Source organism: Thalassospira sp. CA1 (genome assembly GCF_059052855.1).
The window spans coordinates 288,630-307,478 of sequence record NZ_JBZCIA010000003.1 but is presented as its reverse complement, the minus strand read 5'-3'; the positions used below and the strand labels follow the sequence as shown (position 1 = coordinate 307,478).

At 55.4% G+C, this 18,849-nt stretch carries 13 protein-coding genes and 3 tRNA genes; 9 read left to right on the top strand and 7 right to left on the bottom strand.

Features of this window, described 5'->3' with window-relative positions:
• Nucleotides 1-261: 261 nt before the first annotated feature.
• Together AC5Q5A_RS08215 and AC5Q5A_RS08210 are read left to right on the top strand one after the other, a co-directional pair.
• Nucleotides 262-1,422, top strand: coding sequence for a GGDEF domain-containing protein (locus AC5Q5A_RS08215; RefSeq protein ID WP_493894930.1), 1,161 nt, complete (start codon nt 262-264; stop codon nt 1,420-1,422).
• Between the two features lie 181 nt (nt 1,423-1,603).
• Nucleotides 1,604-3,370, top strand: coding sequence for a calcium-binding protein (locus AC5Q5A_RS08210; protein WP_493894929.1), 1,767 nt, complete (start codon nt 1,604-1,606; stop codon nt 3,368-3,370).
• A 92-nt stretch (nt 3,371-3,462) separates the two neighbouring features.
• Here AC5Q5A_RS08210 and AC5Q5A_RS08205 read toward each other — a convergent pair whose 3' ends face one another.
• Nucleotides 3,463-3,984, bottom strand: coding sequence for a glycine cleavage system transcriptional repressor (locus AC5Q5A_RS08205; RefSeq protein WP_493894928.1), 522 nt, complete (start codon nt 3,982-3,984; stop codon nt 3,463-3,465).
• 263 nt (nt 3,985-4,247) lie between these two features.
• Between AC5Q5A_RS08205 and AC5Q5A_RS08200 the strand changes: the two genes are divergently transcribed.
• On the top strand, nt 4,248-4,736 hold the full coding sequence (locus tag AC5Q5A_RS08200; RefSeq protein WP_493894927.1) for a fasciclin domain-containing protein: 489 nt from the start codon (nt 4,248-4,250) through the stop codon (nt 4,734-4,736).
• A 171-nt stretch (nt 4,737-4,907) separates the two neighbouring features.
• Here the strand turns inward: AC5Q5A_RS08200 and AC5Q5A_RS08195 are convergent.
• Both AC5Q5A_RS08195 and AC5Q5A_RS08190 read right to left on the bottom strand, forming a co-directional pair.
• Nucleotides 4,908-4,984: transfer RNA gene (locus AC5Q5A_RS08195), tRNA-Arg, on the bottom strand.
• Nucleotides 4,985-5,038: 54 nt separating this feature from the next.
• A tRNA-Arg gene (locus AC5Q5A_RS08190) sits at nt 5,039-5,115 on the bottom strand.
• A 336-nt stretch (nt 5,116-5,451) separates the two neighbouring features.
• Here AC5Q5A_RS08190 and AC5Q5A_RS08185 point away from each other — a divergent pair.
• Both AC5Q5A_RS08185 and AC5Q5A_RS08180 read left to right on the top strand, forming a co-directional pair.
• Nucleotides 5,452-6,573 carry an OmpA family protein gene (locus AC5Q5A_RS08185; RefSeq protein ID WP_008890060.1) on the top strand — a complete coding sequence of 374 codons (1,122 nt, stop codon included), beginning with the start codon at nt 5,452-5,454 and terminating at the stop codon, nt 6,571-6,573.
• A 151-nt stretch (nt 6,574-6,724) separates the two neighbouring features.
• The gene (locus tag AC5Q5A_RS08180) at nt 6,725-6,997 is read left to right on the top strand and encodes a DUF4169 family protein (RefSeq protein WP_493894926.1); all 273 of its coding nucleotides are present in this window, start codon (nt 6,725-6,727) and stop codon (nt 6,995-6,997) included.
• 314 nt (nt 6,998-7,311) lie between these two features.
• Here AC5Q5A_RS08180 and AC5Q5A_RS08175 read toward each other — a convergent pair whose 3' ends face one another.
• The 3 genes from AC5Q5A_RS08175 to lipB form a co-directional block, all read right to left on the bottom strand.
• A complete protein-coding gene (locus AC5Q5A_RS08175) occupies nt 7,312-7,851 on the bottom strand; it encodes a hypothetical protein (RefSeq protein WP_120225574.1) in 540 nt (179 codons plus the stop codon).
• A 363-nt stretch (nt 7,852-8,214) separates the two neighbouring features.
• Nucleotides 8,215-9,231 carry a diguanylate cyclase gene (locus AC5Q5A_RS08170; protein WP_232308310.1) on the bottom strand — a complete coding sequence of 339 codons (1,017 nt, stop codon included), beginning with the start codon at nt 9,229-9,231 and terminating at the stop codon, nt 8,215-8,217.
• 20 nt (nt 9,232-9,251) lie between these two features.
• Nucleotides 9,252-9,902, bottom strand: a complete 651-nt coding sequence (gene lipB / locus AC5Q5A_RS08165) for a lipoyl(octanoyl) transferase LipB (RefSeq protein ID WP_008890064.1) — start codon at nt 9,900-9,902, stop codon at nt 9,252-9,254.
• A 117-nt stretch (nt 9,903-10,019) separates the two neighbouring features.
• Between lipB and AC5Q5A_RS08160 the strand changes: the two genes are divergently transcribed.
• From AC5Q5A_RS08160 to mgtE, 3 genes are all read left to right on the top strand, one after another.
• A tRNA-Leu gene (locus tag AC5Q5A_RS08160) sits at nt 10,020-10,106 on the top strand.
• A 341-nt stretch (nt 10,107-10,447) separates the two neighbouring features.
• Entirely contained in the window at nt 10,448-12,739 is a 2,292-nt protein-coding gene (locus AC5Q5A_RS08155) for an NADP-dependent malic enzyme (RefSeq protein ID WP_008890065.1), read from the top strand.
• 177 nt (nt 12,740-12,916) lie between these two features.
• Nucleotides 12,917-14,320: a magnesium transporter gene (gene mgtE / locus AC5Q5A_RS08150; RefSeq protein WP_008890066.1), complete on the top strand. Its 1,404-nt coding sequence runs from the start codon at nt 12,917-12,919 to the stop codon at nt 14,318-14,320.
• A gap of 85 nt (nt 14,321-14,405) precedes the next feature.
• Here mgtE and AC5Q5A_RS08145 read toward each other — a convergent pair whose 3' ends face one another.
• Nucleotides 14,406-17,030: a bifunctional diguanylate cyclase/phosphodiesterase gene (locus AC5Q5A_RS08145; RefSeq protein ID WP_338177902.1), complete on the bottom strand. Its 2,625-nt coding sequence runs from the start codon at nt 17,028-17,030 to the stop codon at nt 14,406-14,408.
• A gap of 374 nt (nt 17,031-17,404) precedes the next feature.
• Between AC5Q5A_RS08145 and AC5Q5A_RS08140 the strand changes: the two genes are divergently transcribed.
• Entirely contained in the window at nt 17,405-18,796 is a 1,392-nt protein-coding gene (locus AC5Q5A_RS08140) for a class I SAM-dependent RNA methyltransferase (RefSeq protein ID WP_493894925.1), read from the top strand.
• Nucleotides 18,797-18,849: the final 53 nt, after the last annotated feature.

The window sequence follows — 18,849 nt, the reverse complement described above, 5'->3', positions numbered from 1 at the left end:
GACAGTTATGTGGTCTGCGATCATTGTGCGTCGCAGTAAACCTGTGGGTAATTTAGGGTGCGGATGCGAATGCTGGCAAGTTTTAAAACACTTATGTCTCTAGTGCTTTCGGCGCACGCGACCCGTAGATCAGAAAAACTCGAGATAAGCCGGATAAAGCAATAGCCCCTTAACCGGACTGTCGTTAGATTACCGGCGATACCGGGAACGCCGTCGGTTGCGGGCCCTTAGACCCCATCAGCAGGTAGTATCGAACGCCCCATGCGTCGCGCTTATTCCATTGTTGTTTCTGCCGGACTGGCACCTGCCCTGATTTTGGGTGCGTGTCTGGTGCTGGCCGTTTCACCGACACTGGTGCCAGCCGAACTTTCCGGATTGGTCCGATATGGGCCGTTCTTGCTTGCCGTTTTGGGCGGGTCGATTGGCTGGTGGTTTAACCGCGGGCGCGCGGTTTTTGTCATGGCTTTGCTGCTGGTTTGCTATTGGCTTTTGGTGGGCAACGGGGCCGGCATTTCGGCCGAGGGATTGGCGTTCCTGCGGATCGCCACACTTTATCTGATCCCGATCAATCTGCTTTTGCTGGGCTTTACGGCTGAACGCGGTGTTTTGAACCCGCGGGGCATTGCCCGGATGCTGGTTCTGGGATTGCAGATCTTTGTCATGCTGATGCTGGCGGGGCAGCCCGATGTCGGATCGGCCCTTCATCGTGTGCTCGATACCCGCTTTTTTGTTAGCACCGGTATTTTGGGCGCGATGCCCCATCCTGCGATGATCATATCTGTCATCGCGGTGATCTTGCTTTTGATCCGGCACAAGCCGCTTGAAACCAGCTTTGCGGCGGCGATCATTGCGATTGATGTGGCAACCGTGATGGGCACCGGGATTATTCAATATGGATATCTGGCAGCAACCGGTGTGGTTCTGGCGGGGCTTGCACAGGAAGCCTGGCGGATGGCGTTTGTCGATGATCTGACCGGGCTGCCCGGTCGGCGTGCGCTGGGCCATGCGATGGCGGAACTTGGCAATCAATATGCGATCGCGATGCTTGATGTTGATCACTTCAAGAAGTTCAACGACACCTATGGTCATGATGTTGGCGATATCGTTTTAAAAAAGGTGGCGCGTGAACTGGCGCGCGTCGGCGGTGGTGGCAAGGCGTTCCGGTTTGGCGGCGAGGAGTTCACTGTCGTTTTTGCTGGACGTTCAGCCGAAAGGGCGCATGAGCCACTGGAAGCCCTGCGCAAACGGATTTCTGACAACAAGATCACCCCGCCGGAAAAGAACAAGGCAGTATCGGTCACGATTTCAGTCGGTGTTTCCGAGCGCGATGACGATACGACCGATCCATGGGCGGTACTTAAGCGCGCAGACCAGAAACTGTATGAAGCCAAGAAATCTGGGCGTAACCGTATTGTGGTTTAAGTAATGTTCGCGCCGGTTTCGATGATTTTGAATAAATAAAATTTATATCGAAAGAAATTAGTTCAAATTTGTTGCTATATTGCGCAATTTTTAGTTCTGTATATTTAGTTTTATTGTCGTTTTACGATCATTTTTGTGATGCTACGTTTGTGAGGTCTTTCATAATTTATGGAGCCTCATTATGGCACGCATCATCGGTACACCTGAAGACGACGTGATCCGCAACGAATGGACCCGTGACACAGTCTATGGTCTTGAAGGCGATGACACCATCTATGTCGGCAGTGGAGATACGATTGAAGGTGGTGCCGGTGCGGACACCTTCATTTCGATCCATAACGAGAATTACACGCTTTCCTATGCGCTATCCGACGATCCAGTCCATATCGAGTTCTATAACAACTTTAATGATGATCGCGAAACACGCGATATAGAGCTCGTTGCGCGGGGTGGTGATGCCGAGGGGGATACGCTCGAGCTTTACAATGATGATCGTTACGATCAGCAGGAGTTCGATATCACGGGCTCAGATAATGACGATCACATTCAAGGTGAACTCTATTCCGTCGATGGTGGGGGTGGAGCGGATACAATCGTCTTCGATTACCGCGATATCAAACCGTTCTATTCCTATGAGCCGACCGTTACTTATGTCCGCTCACCGGAAGCTGTGATTTTTGATCAGGACAGTATGAGCGGTACTGGCGGTGATGCGACCGGCGATCAAATTTCCATTCTCGATGAAACCACCGAAACGCCTGACCTGAATATTCGCGGATCGAACCATGATGACGTTCTGATCGGCGGCGACGTGCGAGGCGGGATCCTGAAAGGGGCGGGCGGTGATGACTTTCTTGTCGGCGGCGCACGCTCCAACGACCTTTGGGGCGAGTGGGGCAATGATACGCTGCTTGGCCACGATGGCGACGACAGCTTGAACGGTGGGTCCGGTGCCGATTTCATAAATGGTGGCGCCGGGCAGGATGAAGTCACCTTCATTCATTCCGATGAAGGTGTAGAGGTCGAGCTGACCGACGGCGTCGCCATAGCAAGTGGCGGACATGCCGAGGGCGACGTCATTACCGATGTTGAAAACATATTCGGGTCCCGACATTCGGACGTGCTGATCGGAAATAGCGGCGACAACGTTATTGACGGGTTTTACGGCTTTGACTCGATCTATGGCGGTGCGGGGAACGACACCCTTTCAGGCACATATGTCTATGGCGAGGCAGGCGATGACATTTTGTCGGGGCAGCAGCACGGTATGGGCGGCCGGGACACCCTTGTTGGTGGCGACGGCGACGATACGCTGAATGGGAATGACGGTGGAGACCAGCTTTTTGGCGGTGATGGCAATGATACGCTGACGGTCTTCAACGTCTATTACGACGATTTCTTTGAGCCCGATCCGACATATGCCCGTGGCGGGAATGGAGATGACATTATCAAGGGCCACGTGGCGGATGACCGTTTATACGGTGACGCGGGCCGTGACCACATCAATGGCGGCATGGGGGGTGACCATATTTATGGCGGTGACGGCCATGATGTGCTTGATGGCGGCGGCGGTTTGGACAATTGGATCGAAGGCGGCGATGGCAACGACCTGATGCGCGGAGACACCTTTGTTTATCAGGTGTTTGAAGGTGGTGCCGAACGTGACCGGATCGTCGATTTCAATACCGGGGCGGACGATTACAGTGATGACTATACCGATCATCTGTATTTCGGAACGACGTTTCAGGAAAAAAGCGGGATTGAGAGCTTCGAAGACTTTCTGGATCACGCGAGAGAAAATGAAACCGGCGTCTATGTCGATTTTGCAAATGGCCGACATTACGAATATGGCGTCCAGATCGACGGTGTCACACGGGATGAATTAAGCGCCAATAACGTCATTTTTGCAGGCGAAGAAGAAGATCAGCTGGCATTCGAGGATATTTAGCCACCATTACAGCGCGTTTAGTCTGCACAGCAGCACTGGCCTGCTGTGCAGGGCTTTTACTCTGGTGGCCGGAATGCTGAGCTGTTCTGGCCCTAAAGCTCGTCAAACTTGAAGACAAGTCGCATCGAGCCCGCCGTGTTGGCGAGGGTTGCCAGGCAATTGGCGGCGCGTTCCGGCGGAATGGCGACGGCAAAGCGCAGGGTATAAATCCGTGCGTCCTTTTCATCGGTTGCCGATGCCGCCAGACGGACGATGTTGGCGTTATATTCGATAAAGATTTCCGACAGGCGCGCGATCAGGCCCGGCTGATCAATCCCGGAACATTCGATCAGATGGGTCGCACCCGGTGCGGTGGTCATTTCAGGGGCGGCGGCAATGGCTTCGACCGTGATGTCGGCATTGCCAAGGGACAGCCCGCGCAGCACAGCCTCGCATTCGGATGTCGGGCATTCGTCGGGAAGTTCGCAAGTGGTTTCGAATTTCGCGACATCGCCGTCGAGCGAAAAGGAGGTTGGGCCAAGGTTTGTGCCGATATCAAACAGTCGTCCGGTGATATCGGAAATCAAACCGACGCGGTCATCGCAGGAAATGGTGATCCGGGTGTTGGCATTCATTGGTGCGCTCCGTCCTAGGTCCCTTATCGGGCTTTGCCCTTGTGATCAGCTGACCATAACACCGCAGCGATACAAGATGCAGTGATTTTGTCGACCGGATGGCTACGCGCCAAAGGTGTAGTACGTTGTGCAAAGGTGATTGGATGCGCCTTTGTTATCACAATCATATGATTGAACTGATACGCGATGATGGGCCGTATGCCTTCCTGTGACAGCAACAATTCGACGTTGAAATTCCACGTTGGTTAACAGGAGATAGGACCATGTCTGCCATCAAATCGTCTCTCATTGCCGTTGCGACCGCTGCCAGCCTGACCTTTGGCACCATGTCTGCCAAAGCAGCTGACATCGTTGATACCGCCGTTGCCGCAGGTTCGTTCAACACGCTTGTAGCGGCCGTGCAGGCCGCCGGACTTGTCGATACGCTTAAAGGCGAAGGTCCGTTTACGGTCTTTGCACCGACCGACGAAGCCTTTGCCAAGCTGCCGGCAGGCACCGTTGAAGACCTTCTTAAGCCGGAAAACAAGGACAAGCTTGTTTCCATCCTGACCTATCATGTGGTGCCGGGCAAAGTGATGTCGGGTGACATCGCAGGCAAGGAAATGATGGTTGCCAGTGTCCAGGGTGACAGCATCGATGTGAATGCCATGAACGGTGTCATGGTCGATGAAGCCACTGTGGTGAATGCCGATATCGAGGCTGACAACGGTGTTATTCATGTGATCGATACCGTGATCATGCCGGGCATGTAAGCCCGCACACACCGACATAAAATACCCGATATAAAATACGAAGCCCGGTGCAAATATGTGCCGGGCTTTTCTCTGATCGGGCTTGTTTGCAGATTGTACGTCGGACCAAGCAAGCGCAAAGCAGGTGGGCAAAAAAGCAAAGGCCCGACGCAGTAACGTCGGGCCTTTGACTGGCGCGCCCGGAAGGATTCGAACCTCCGGCCTTCTGATTCGTAGTCAGATGCTCTATCCAGCTGAGCTACGGGCGCTTTTACGCTTGTATAAATGGTAAAGGCCCGACGCGGTAACGTCGAGCCTTTCACTGGCGCGCCCGGAAGGATTCGAACCTCCGGCCTTCTGATTCGTAGTCAGATGCTCTATCCAGCTGAGCTACGGGCGCTTGCCTTAATTTCCGGCGGTTTGCAAAGGGCTGCTCCCCGTCGGCGGAGCGGAACTTATGCAAACGAGCATGTCATTGCAAGCAGTAAATTTGAATTTTTCCCATTTTTTCACAGGGCGCGGTTTACCTGACTGCTACGCCCCTGTTTTGCCCGGCTTTGTCCGCTTTGAAGTGAATAAGGACAAGACTCGGCAAAAAAGGGGCAAATGCGTCTTGTTCCATAAGTGGTCGTAGACTAAGATGCTTTCAATCCCGGGGGAGCAGGGGCTTGTTTCACCTAGATAAAAAGGCAGGCCCAGGGAGATTCGCATATTTCTACTTAGGTAATAGATCGAAATGGCCGTTCGTAAAACCTACCTCGCCGTAATCGGCACCGCCCTGATGCTGGGGGGATGTTCTTTTTCTTCTGAGGCCCTGTGGCCGACACTTGCCGGTGAAGAGGAAACGACGCAGCAAAACGTCGTTGCCAATCAGCCTGTTGGTGCCGATGCCATCACCAGCTATGACGTTGCTGCAAGCACGGAACCGCTGACTGGGGTATCTCAGACCGGAACCTTTGTTGGTACCAAGGTCGAGAACATGCAGCAGGAGCTGAACCGTCTCAAATCCGCTTTGAGCAATCATAGCAACGAACTGCAGCAGCTGCGTGGACAGACCGTCGCGCACTCGCAGGCCTATCACGGCACGGTTGCCGCGATCAGTGCCCGTCTGCAGGTCGGCACCACGCCGGGTAACCCGGTTCTGGTGCAGCAGTGGAACACCGCACAGTCCGAACTGGACCGTGTGAATGATGACATTGCCGCGCTGAACTCGCTGGCCAACAAGGTTGCTGCCGACAGCACGCTGTCGACCTTCCTGCTTGAGTCGGTTCGTTCGGCCTATCAGGTTTCAGGCGCTGTTGACGAAGACCACCGTCAACTGGCCCTGCTTGAAGACGAAACCAACCGCACCACGGTGCTGATTGATCGTCTTCTCAACGAAATCAGCGAAAGCCTTGCCCGTCAGACGTCTTATGTCAGCACAGAACGCGCGAACCTCAATGCACTGGCTCTGGCTGTCAAGAATGGCGAGATCTTCGGGGATTCCCTTTCGAAACGTGTCTTCCAGTCGCAGGCTGCACCGGCATCAAGCGGCCAGCGTATGGCAGCCGCACCAAGCGACCGTCCGCTTGTCGTGATCCGTTTTGATACGGCAAGCGTCAAGTACGAGCAGGCGTTGTATAACGCGGTGAACCGCGTTCTTGAACGTCGCCCGCAGGCAAGCTTTGATGTGGTTGCGGTGACACCGAATCGTGGTACCCCGGCGCAGGTTGCGCTGAATGCCAATAAATCCAAGCGCAACGCGCAGGCAGTTCTTCGGTCGCTGACCGATATGGGCATGCCAAGCTCGCGCGTGCGTGCTTCCGATGCGACCAGCGCATCTGTTTCGGCAAACGAGGTGCACGTCTTCGTGCGCTAAGTCCTGTCGGACACCAACGGATTTTAAGAACGGCTAGCGGGTGCTTCGGGAAATCGAAGCACCCGTTTTTTATTTCGGGTCATGCCGGTCGGGTTATTTCGTCTGATCCGGTCAGCCGGAAAAAACAGAAGCCAGAAAACAGAAGGCTGATATGGGCGATCTGGTTAATCTGCGTCAGGCACGCAAACGCAAGCAACGCGACGAAAAGGCGCGCAAGGCCGATCAGAACCGCTTGCTGCACGGGCGCACGCGTGGCGAACGCACCCTGACCGAACATGAACGCCAGAACGCCGACAAACAGCATGACGGGCACAAGCGTGAAAAGCCGACCACTGGTGAGGAAGACCAAGCCGCAGAGCTCAGCGAAAATAACGTGGTTTCAATCTTCGCATCTGATGACCCGTCCGACAGCGAAGTCAAATAGCGGCCCAATCATTTAAGTAAACAAGACGATACCGATGCCGATCCCATGCGGATAAACCGCGTGTCGTGCTTTGCTGATCTGTCGGTTGTGATCGGGGGCGGTTGTGATCAGGGGGCAGAGAGCCGTTGCCCGCGTGTGATGTGCAGTGAAAATGGCATGTTGCCATCGTTGCGGATCAAACGGGCAGGTGTCGGCCGTTGCACAAGGTGGCACGGCATCACCGGCAATGCCGGGTATTCAAATCGTGGCATCGGAAATCGTGTTCCGTTTGCCGGTCGCAAGTCTTCAGGCGCAATGTGAACGGATCACGAGGATCAGTTCAGCAGCGTTTCCGCTTCTCGTTTGGCCTGATCAAGGGCCTCATCCCATCCCATCAACCAGTCTTCATGATCACGGCAATCAGACGGATAGGGGTTTTCGGTCAGGCGATGCGCATCAATCCCGGCAGAGAAACCGGAACCATAGGCCGAATTCGGCAGGTGGCGTTCCTGAACCACCGGCGCATGGGTTTCATAAAGGCTGTTACGAAATGCTGGCAGCGAACACAGCACACCATCATCGATGCCAAGCGGGTAGGCCATCATCATGGCGGTGCCAAGCGAGGTGATCGACAATTCTTCGCCAGCCGTCATGCGGATCAAGCCGGCCAGTTGAAGATTGGCGATGGCATTGTCGATGCGGCGCTGCAAGTCAGGGCCGTCCTGGATGGCAACCTGATTGCCATAATCGTCGGTACAGAAAAGGGACAGGACACGGCGCAGCAACATGCTGCGATCAAGATTTGCCTCGGCGCTGCGCAATACGGTCAGCATCAAGGTCGGGTCGCCAGGCGCGAAATCCATAGAACTGGACATTCATGGGCCTCCGTTCGGGTCTAAACGAATTCCCTCCCAAGTCGGCAGCGATTATCTCTTGGCCTTGCTCTCTCGGTCTTGCACTCTTGGTCTTGAACGGAGGCAAAGCCCTGCTGCTTTTTCTTATTATAGTTTGCAGATATGTTGCCAACTTGTGAAGACAAGATTTCGCTTATGCGGAATTTTTTGTTCTTGGCAGTGAACAAAAACACTTTCACGGCGTAACAATCTGAAAACAGGTGGCTATTGCCGTTGCTGCGCTGCGGAAGAATTTGGTGAAAATTTTTCCTGATTTGGGCTGGCTTGGGCCAGGCAAATGCGCTTTCGCCTTTGGTGCCTGGGGGCAGATCGCCTCAGATCGCCTCAGGTCGCGTTCTTGCCGGGTTTTGTGGCCGTGGACGCGGTCTTGCCATCCGGGTTGCGCCAGACGCGCACGCGATTGCGACCGCCTTCCTTGGCGGCGTATAGCGCCTTGTCGGCTTTTTCGATGATTTGTTCGGTTGTGCGGTTCTTGGTCATCGGGGCCGCACCGATGGAAGCGGTCACCGGCAATATTGTCTCATCCGAGATCGCAACCGGGGATGCCTCGATCACACGGCGCAGGCGTTCAAGAACGCGCGCGCATTGTTTCATGTCGGCATTGGGCAGGCAGACGAGGAATTCCTCACCGCCATAGCGATACACCTTGTCAAACGGGCGGACATGCGATTGCAGGATCCCCGCCACCGATTGCAAAACCAGATCACCTGCCTGATGGCCATAGGTGTCGTTAACCGATTTAAAGTGATCAAGGTCGACCAGCGCGATCGCGGTCGGGACCCCGGTGCGGATCGCACGTTCGCGTTCGGCATTAAGGTCACCCATCATCGTCTGACGGTTATAGGTGCCTGTCAGTGGATCAACATCGGAGCGAGCCGTTCGGAACGCGCGTTCAAGCCGGCGCAACTGGGCAAAGAACGATTCTGCGCGCAGGGCCATCATATCGAACTCGGCCGAATCGACTTCGTGATCAACATCGTGTGCGCTTAAAAGTCGTTTGGCCGACTCGTGAAGTTGCTGATGGGTGGTTGCCAGGGCGCGCATGGCGGGCTGGTCAATCAGGCGGTTATGGCGATTAAGCGCGTACCACGCCCCGAAATCACAATCATGATCGTCTTCGTCGGTGTCAGATGGCGTTCCCGAATCCGCCAGAACCAGCTTGCGGTTCCAGCGCAGCAAAAGGGCGATATGTTCACCCAGCGCCTTTTCAAGTTCGGCAAGAATGTCGCGTTCGGCATCGGCCATCCCGCCATCGGCAATGCTTTCGGGCATTTTATGGCCCTTGGATCTGCCTTTAGCTGGCGGGGTGTCTGCCTTGGCCGGTTGCGACTTGTCACTCATTCGGAAGGCCCGGATTGGTGTTACGAAAAGATTTCGCCAAAGGTCTGTTGTAACAGGCGATCAAGTTCCGCCATAGGAATATCGACGCCAAGATCTTTGAGGCTGGTGACACCATGGTCGGAAATGCCACACGGCACGATTCCACCGAAATGCGTCAGGTCCGGGGCGACATTGATGGCAATACCGTGGAACGTCACCCAGCGGCGTACGCGCACGCCAATCGCGGCGATCTTGTCCTCGCGGCCATCATCGCGCACGACCCAGATGCCAACACGGCCATCGCGCCGTTCGCCTTTGACGCCAAGCAGGGCAAGGGTGCGAATCACCCATTCTTCAAGGTTATGGACATAGACCCGGACATCGCGACCGCGATTCTTGAGGTCTAGCATCAGGTAAACCGTGCGCTGACCCGGTCCGTGATAGGTATATTGCCCGCCGCGGCCCGCGTCATAGACCGGAAAGCGATCCGGATCGACAAGGTCTTCGGCATGGGCACTGGTGCCGGCCGTGTAAAGCGGCGGATGTTCAAGAAACCAAACAAGTTCATGGGCTTCGCCAGCATGAATGGCCTCTGCGCGGGCTTCCATTTCTGCAAGGGCTTCGGGGTAGGAAACCAACTCCGGGGTGGTGCGCCACTCGGGGATTTGCGCGGTTGGGGCGTTGCTTTGCATTTTTCCTGTCAAATAAGTGAAATGAGCCCTTGATCAGGGGATACCAATTTGCTATCTCCCTTTCCGCACCAAGGCAAGCCCACTTAATTACCTCAAGGGCTTTGCTGACTAACATATGCGGTCGTGGCGGAATTGGTAGACGCGCAGCGTTGAGGTCGCTGTGGGCTAACCCCCGTGGAAGTTCGAGTCTTCTCGACCGCACCATTATCTGGCCTCCCGGTCAATCGGGAAGGTCACGAAAAAGAACCCGTCAGCAATGGCGGGTTTTTTCGTTTGTGGACCTTCCCCATATATCCCCTACAATGGTTTGAATACGGCAATGGATCGGTTGGTGTGCGTCATCACGCGGTTGCGGCATAAACAATTGATTTATTGTGCGGTGCCGCGTTGAAAATTACGCAATGCAGCCCCTTGGCGGAGAATGAACTGAGTGCTTCAATCGCGGGCCAAACTCATTTAGTCTACCGGTCCCGCTAGAGTGAATTATCAGGATTTAACCGATTAACGGTTAATTTATGTAAATACCTGAAATCAAAGGTATTATAATGGCAAATAGAAATGACAAGCTGCGCGAAGCAGCTTTGGACTATCACCGGTATCCCACCCCGGGGAAATTGTCCGTAACGGCAACCACCACCCTTGCAAACCAGCGTGACCTTGCCCTGGCCTATTCGCCGGGCGTCGCGTTTGCGTGCGAGGAGATCGTTAAAAACCCCGATACCGCAGCTGATTACACCGCGCGCGGTAACCTGGTCGGGGTGATTTCGAACGGTACGGCGGTGCTTGGCCTTGGCCCGATTGGCCCGCTGGCGTCCAAGCCGGTGATGGAAGGCAAGGCGGTTCTGTTCAAGAAGTTCGCCAATATCGATGTTTTCGATTTGGAAGTGAACGAAACCGACCCGCAGAAATTTATCGATATCGTCGCAGCGCTGGAGCCGACTTTCGGGGGTGTTAACCTGGAAGACATTAAGGCACCGGAATGCTTCATCATCGAAGAGGCATTGCGCAAACGCTGCAACATTCCGATTTTCCACGATGACCAGCACGGTACGGCGATCTGTGTTGCCGCCGCGGTCCTCAATGGCCTGCGTGTGACCGGCAAGGATATCAACAAGGTCCGCCTTGTCACATCAGGTGCCGGTGCAGCCGCCTTGGCGTGTCTGAACCTTTTGGTTTCCATGGGGTTGCCCAAGCACAATATCACGGTCACTGACCGGTTTGGTGTGGTCTATAAGGGCCGGGCCGAGGAAATGGATCCGTGGAAGGCCGAATACGCGATTGAAACCAACGCGCGTACACTCAGCGACGTGATCGAAGGGGCTGATATCTTCCTGGGTCTTTCGGCGCCGAACGTGATGGGCGAGGATGAGCTTCGCAAGATGGGCGAAGGCCCGATCATCATGGCGCTGGCCAACCCGACGCCGGAAGTTTCCCCGGAACTGGTCAAGGAAATCCGCCCGGATGCGGTTATGGCCACCGGTCGTACGGATTATCCGAACCAGGTGAATAACGTTCTTTGCTTCCCGTTCCTGTTCCGTGGCGCGCTTGATGTTGGCGCGACCGAGATCAACGAGGAAATGAAGATCGCCGCGGTCCACGCCATCGCCGATCTGGCAACTGCCGAGGTTTCCGATGTTGTGGCGACCGCCTATGGCGGGGAGGAGCTTAAATTCGGTCCGGAATATCTTATTCCCAAGCCGTTTGATCCGCGCCTGATGCTCGAAATTCCGCCGCGTGTGGCCAAGGCCGCCATGGCGAGCGGTGTTGCCAAACGCCCGATCGAGGATTTCGACGAGTATCGTCAGCAGCTTGAAGGTTTCGTCTTCCGGTCAGGCCTTGTCATGAAGCCGGTGTTTGACGTGGCGCGTTCGCACAAGAAACGCGTTGTCTATCCTGAAGGCGAATCGCGTCGTGTTCTGCAGGCCTGTCAGGTGCTTGTCGATGACGGCATTTGTCATCCGGTGCTGATTGGCCGCCGCGAGGTTATCCTTGAACGGATTACCGAGCTTGGCCTGCGTCTTGTTCCTGATGAGCAGATCGAAATTCACGATCCTGATGACAATCCGCATTTCGAACAGGATTGGCAGGACTTCCACAACATCATGGGCCGTCGCGGCATCAACCCGGAATATGCCCGGGCGATTGTGCGTACCCGTCCGACCGTGATCGCGGCCCTGATGCTGCGTCGCGGGGAAGTCGATGCGATGCTATGCGGCTGTCAGGGCGGTTTCCTGCGCCATCTGCGCTATGTCCGCAATCTTGTCGGCCTGCGCAAAGGTGTGACTGATTTCTCCACGGTCAACATGATGATCATGAAGCAGGGGACGTTCTTCCTGACTGATACTTATGTGTCGGTCGATCCGACCCCGGAACATGTGGCGGAAACCACCATCATGGCGGCCGATGTGGTCAAGCGTTTCGGCATGACGCCAAAGGCCGCGTTGATTTCGCATTCCAACTTCGGCAGTCACGAAAACAAGTCGGCCTGCAAGATGCGTGATGCGCTTCAGCTGATCAGAACGCAGGCACCCGATCTTGAGGTCGAAGGTGAAATGCATGCAGATGCAGCCATTTCGCAGCCGATCCGTGACCGGATCTTCCCGCACTCGATGCTGAGCGGTTCGGCCAACCTTCTGGTCATGCCAACACTCGATGCAGCCAATATCTCCTACAACATGGTCAAGATGTTGGGGGATGGGCTTCCGGTTGGGCCGATCCTGGTCGGTGCGGCCAAATCAGCCCACGTCGTCAGCCCGTCGATTACCGTGCGCGGTATTGTCAACATGACGGCGATTGCCGTTGTTGATGCCGTCACACGTACGCAGGAAAGCCAGTAACATACTCCCAGCCCCGTCTTGATCCCAAGCGGGGCTGGGGTGATTTGCTATCGCGCTCTTGACCGGGGCTATGTGATAGCGCAGAAACAGCCGTGCCGGGCGTTGGAACACAATGCCCGACACGGCGTTTAATCTTTTGCAGGAAAAATTGGCGGCTCATTAAACAGGGAGGGGCAGATGACAGGTCAAGTTGAAGAACTCGACCGGCCGGCGGAAAAGTCGTCTGGCGATGAATATGTCGATCTGACTCCCGAATATGCCCGCGAAATCTTTGATGCGCTGGGCGAAGAAGAAGGCAGCAAGGCTGCCGATCTTCTGGGCGAGTTGCACTTTGCCGATATTGCCGATTTGTTGGGTTGGGCAAGCTCCAACCAGCGTGAACTGCTTGTTGATCTGATCCGGCCGGATTTTGATCCGGAATTCCTGACCGAACTTGATGATGAACTTCGTGAAGAAGTCATCGGGTTGCTTGGCACCGATGTGGTGGCCGAGGCCATCACCGAACTTGATTCCGATGACGTCGTCGAAGTCATTGAGGACTTTGACGAGGATGAGCAGCGCGAACTTCTTGGCGCGCTTTCGGACATCGAGCGTGCGCGCGTTGAAGAGGCGCTGTCTTATCCGGAATATACCGCCGGTCGTATCATGCAGCGCGAGCTGGTGGCGATCCCGGATTACTGGTCTGTCGGGCAAACCATTGATTTCCTGCGTTCGGCCAAAAGCCTGCCGGAAGATTTTTATGACATCATTGTCGTTGATCCGCGCTATAGCCCGGTGGGCATCGTGCCGCTGTCGCGTGTGATCCGGACAAACCGCCCGGTGCTGATCCGCGATGTGATGGAATCAGATGAAATGCGCACGGTCGTCGTGACCGAGGAACAGGAAAACGTCGCCCATCTGTTCCGTCAGCGCGACTTGATTTCCGCCCCGGTTGTGGATGACAGCGGCCGGCTTGTCGGTGTGATCACGGTTGATGACGTCGTTGACGTTATCGACGAGGAATACGAAGAAGACATGATGCGCCTTGCCGGTGTTGGCGAGGAGGACGACCTTTCAAGTGCGATCTTTGCCACCACCCGATCGCGTTTTACATGGCTTTTGGTTAATCTTGGCACCGCGATCATGGCATCGGTTGTGATCGGTCTGTTTGAAGGCACGATTGAAAAGCTTGTGGCACTGGCCGTGCTGATGCCAATCGTCGCATCGATGGGCGGTAATGCCGGCACGCAGACATTGACCGTGGCCGTGCGTGCGATTGCCACGCGTGAGCTGACCAGTACCAACGCACTGCGCGTGATCCGCAAGGAAGTCGCGGTGTGTGGCCTGAACGGCCTGGCCTTTGCCGTTCTTGCCGGTGCCGTGACATGGTTCTGGTTTGATGACATGCTGCTTGGGGGTGTGATCGGTGTCGCCATGATCATCAACCTGCTGTTTGCCGGCCTGTTCGGGGCGCTGATCCCGCTTGGTCTGGAACGTGCGGGGATTGACCCGGCCGTCTCGTCGGCGGTTTTCCTGACGACGATCACCGATGTTGTCGGCTTTTTCGCCTTTCTGGGATTGGCGGCAGTCTTCCTGCTTTAGTCACATCATTCGAACACCAAAAAAACAAACCCCCGCAATCGATCCGGCTGCGGGGGTTTTCTTTGATCGGAATGACAGGCTCAGGCTATCCCGATTTTGTGTCGCTGGCAGGTCGTGACTTGCCTTTGGGGGCCGATTTGGTCGGTTTCTGCTGTATCAGCAGTTCCATCGTATCGGCCGCATCACGCGGTGGCGACAGAAGGAAGCCTTGAATTTCATCGCATTCGGCCGCCTGAAGGGATGCCATCTGTTCTTCGGTTTCAACGCCAACGGCAACCACCTTGCGGTTCAGGCTTTTGCACAACCGGATCGCCGGTTGCAGGACGCTGTTTTCGGGCTGTTCATCAAGTGCGACATTAAACAGAGACTTGGACAATTTGATGCGCTGGACCGGGAAGCGTTTCAGATACCGCAGCGACGTGTTGCCGGCCGCAAAATGATCAAGCGTCAGGCCAATGCCCGCCTCCGAGAAACGGTAGAACTGGCCAAGGGCGCGTTCCGGATCGCGCATGACGATTTCTTCGGACACTTCGATCTCGATCATTGCCGGATCAACTTCATGTTCGGCGGTCAGATCGGTGATGTTCTTGATCAGATCGGCCTGAATGAACTGGCGGCTTGAAACGTTAAGCGCAATCGGCACCGGGACATAACCCTGACGGCGCCAGTCGGCGACCTGTTTGCAGACGGTTTCGATGATCCAGTGACCAAGGGGTGAAAGCAGGCCTGTACGGTCGGCAACCGCGATGAAATCGGGCGGCAGGCGGCGTTTGCCACTGTCATCAATCCAGCGCAGCAGTGCCTCGAACCCGGTAAGCGTGCGGTCTGATGTGCGATAGCGCGGCTGATATTCCAGAACGAAGCGTTTTTCATCGACCGCACGGCGCAACTGCGTTTCCATCGACAGACGGGCATGCATCACGTTGTTCATCGTCTCGACGAAGAAGCAATAAGATGATTCTGCGGATTTCTGGGCGCGATACATTGCCGCGTCGGCATTGGCCATCAATTGCGATGGTGCGCGTGCATCGTTGGGATAAAGTGCGACACCGACGCTGACATGCAGGCGGATTTCATCGCCCGTGGTGGTCAGGATCGGCTGCGACATGGCTTCGACCACGCGTTCGGCGACAAGGGCTGCCCCCTCGGCCTCGGAAAGGTCGGTCGCGATGATTGCAAACATATCGCCCGAGAACCTGGCACAGGTATCCTTTTCGCGCACAGTGGCACGCAGGCGCCCGGAAATGGTGCGCAGCGTCTCATCGCCGACATCGGCCCCGAACCGGTCATTGATCGCCCGGAAATTGTCGATATCGACCACCAGAACCGACAGAAGCTTTTCATAGCGTTTGGCATGCGCAACCGCCTGATTGAGGCGATCCTCAAACAGGGCATGGTTGGGAAGGCCGGTCAGCGGATCATGCGTCGCCAGATACCGCAACCGGTTGACCGATGCGTTGGCGGCCGGATTGTGATGCAAGGTGATGTCTACACAGTCCGGATGGGTTGTGGATGGGCGCATTGTCAGATCGCAGACGACATGCACGCCCTCGGCACTGCGGACAATCCATTCACGCCTGAGTTCGTCATCGCCACGATTGATCGCCAGCAGCATCTTTTCCTGCGAACGACGGGATGCGGTGCCATCCGACTGGAATTCCGGTGCGAGGTTATAAAACCGGATAAAGCCGTAGTCCTCTTCGCGCAAATCAAAGAATTCGGCGGTTTCCGGCGACATTGATTTCAGGTGACCGTCAAGCTTGGTGATCGAAAGCGACAGGTCACTGATGTCATCGCCAGCATGGATGTGATGAACCGTGCGGCGCATTGCCATTTTCTGCCGGTTGCTCAGCAGGAAGACAATCGTCGTGAACAAAATGGTCGTCAGGGCGCCGAATATCAGGATCAGTTCCGGATTGATCGTGCTGTGCGCCAGTTGCGGATCGGCAATGACATCGACCTGCCATTGGCGGCCAACCACATCAAAGGCGACTGTGCGCTGAAGGGTTTCATCATCACCTTCGCCGCGAATTTCAAACAGAACGGTGTCACCTTCGCGGACACGGACGGTGTAATCTTCGACCTGTTCGGTATTGATCACCGCCGCCAGCATGGAACGAATGCGAAACGCCCCGTTGATGATCCCGATAATCTCGCCATCGCGGCCCAGAACCGGGGTATAGGCCGCAAAACCACGCCCTCCCTGCATGAGCTCAAGCGTTGGTGTGATCTGGGTGCGGCGTTGATCAAGCGCGATATCAAGAACAGGACCAGCAAGCGGATGACGTTTGAGATCCGCCCCCATGGCCGGAACGTTGCCCTTGATCGGGGCGACATAAAGGATGATGTAGTTCGGCGTTATCCAGTTGATCGCCTGGAGTGCCGGGAAGCGGCTTTGAAGCGGGGTCGCAACCGAAAGATAATCTCTTTCGTCCTCTGGCGGGCCGCTCTGCCAATTGTCGGCAAAGCTTTCAAGCACCGCGAGGTTATTGTTCACAATGGATTTGATCTGCTGGGAAACGGAATTTGCAGTAATCTGGCCTGCTGATTGAAGGATTACGCGGCGATCGCTTTCAACCATTTGCCAAATCAGATAGGTGACAGATGCGAAGAAAGCAGCCGTCAGAAAACCAGCCGCCAAAGCCCGTTTTTTCAGGCGTGACGTTTGTTTGGTTGCGTTTTCCTCTGCGTGCTTTGTTTCTTCTTCCATCTCTCCCCCAAACACAACGACCCTTGCTGATCCTCCCCGATCAGGATGTGTGTGCATACGGTTATCACCAGTAAACATCCATGCACCGATGGATAAAGATGCCAGTGTATTTTGCTGGCCGATAACCGGTACTATTTGTTTATGGTGTTATTCTTACACGACTTTAAGGGGTTGGTCGCCTGCATTTACGGATTAATTTTTGACGGTAATTGCCAAAAACTGTTCCGGGACAGGGTTTTGATACAGGTTTGGCGATAATAAATCCGTGTTAGCCCCTGTTCTGAAAACGTGAAGTGTTGTATCTGAGGCGGAAATCCGGCACCCGCAGTAAAGGCCGGTCATTGTGTGACAAAGATCACCCCCAGAGAGAGTCCATGAAACACCATAACCGCAATCCCCGTGCACGGGGAGGACGCAAACGTCAGCCATCCCGGCGTGATCCGCTGATCGGGTTTGAAGCAGACGTCACCATCGAACAGATCGGTGCGCGCGGCGATGGGATTGCCCATGTCGCGACGCCAGATGGTAAATCGGTTTTGATTTATGTGGATTGCGTGTTGCCGGGTGATCAGGTGCGCGTTGCCCTTCGCCAGAAACGCGGCGATGGGTATGGGGCAGAGGTGGTTGCAGAAATCGCACGTTCGAGTGGCTATAACACGCCACGCTGTGCGCATTTCAAGGAATGCGGGGGCTGCGCCCTGCAGCATATGAATGATGACGATTACCGCACATGGAAGCGTGACAAGGCCTTGGTCGCCGTTCAGCGTGCGGGTATTGATCCGCAAGATGCCAAAACACTTGTCGGGGATGTCGAAATTTCACCGCCGGCAAGCCGCCGTCGTGCCGGTTTTTCGGTGCATGTCGGGGCAACCGGCGTTTTTGTCGGTTTCCATGGCCGGTTCAGTCACACGGTCCTGAATGTGCCCGACTGTGCGGTATTGCGCCCGGAACTGATGGCCTTTCGCGAAGCATTTGTCATGTTCCTTGAAGCCTGCCCGCCGGAACATGCACGCGACATCAAGGAAGTTTTTGTCACCCTGACCGATAGTGGTCTGGATGTGCTTATTCAGGCAAGCAATGATCCCGACCTTGATATGCGACAGGATCTGGCGGAATTCGCAGAAGCGCAAAATATCGCACGGCTGAGCTGGAAAACCGGTGATCGTCCTGATGAACCGGTTGCTGCGCGTCATTTGCCGGTTGTCCGTTTTGAAGGTGTCGAGGTGGCGATTGCGCCGGGCGGTTTCTTGCAGGCGACCCAGGACGGGGAGCAGGCACTGGTTGCGGCCATCAAGTCGGCATTGGCCGATATCTCGCCCAAAAACGTTGCCGATCTTTTCTGCGGTGTGGGCAGTTTTACATTTTCACTGGCCCTTTCGGGCAAGCGCCGTTCGGTCACAGCTGTGGAGAGTGATCCGCGGGCCGTGGAGTTACTGCAATATGCGGTCGGACAATCGGGCAGCCCGGTCAAGGTCGTAAAGCGCGATCTGTTTCGCCAGCCGCTTGTTGGGGATGAACTGAGCAGCTTTGACCTTGTGGTGTTTGACCCGCCGCGCGCCGGGGCCCTTGCCCAGTCAGAGACGCTTGCCGTCGACGGGCCGGAATGGATCATTGCCGTATCATGCAATCCGGCGACGTTTAGCCGTGACATGCGGGTTCTTCGGAATGGCGGCTATGAAATCACCAAAGTCGTGCCGGTCGATCAGTTCCTGTGGTCGTCACATCTTGAATTATTCGCCATTTTGCGCCGCGTTTCTGCCGGTTGACGCCGTTTGCAAAGCGGTGCGCTTTGGGGCTTAATTTTTATTCACTGATATAC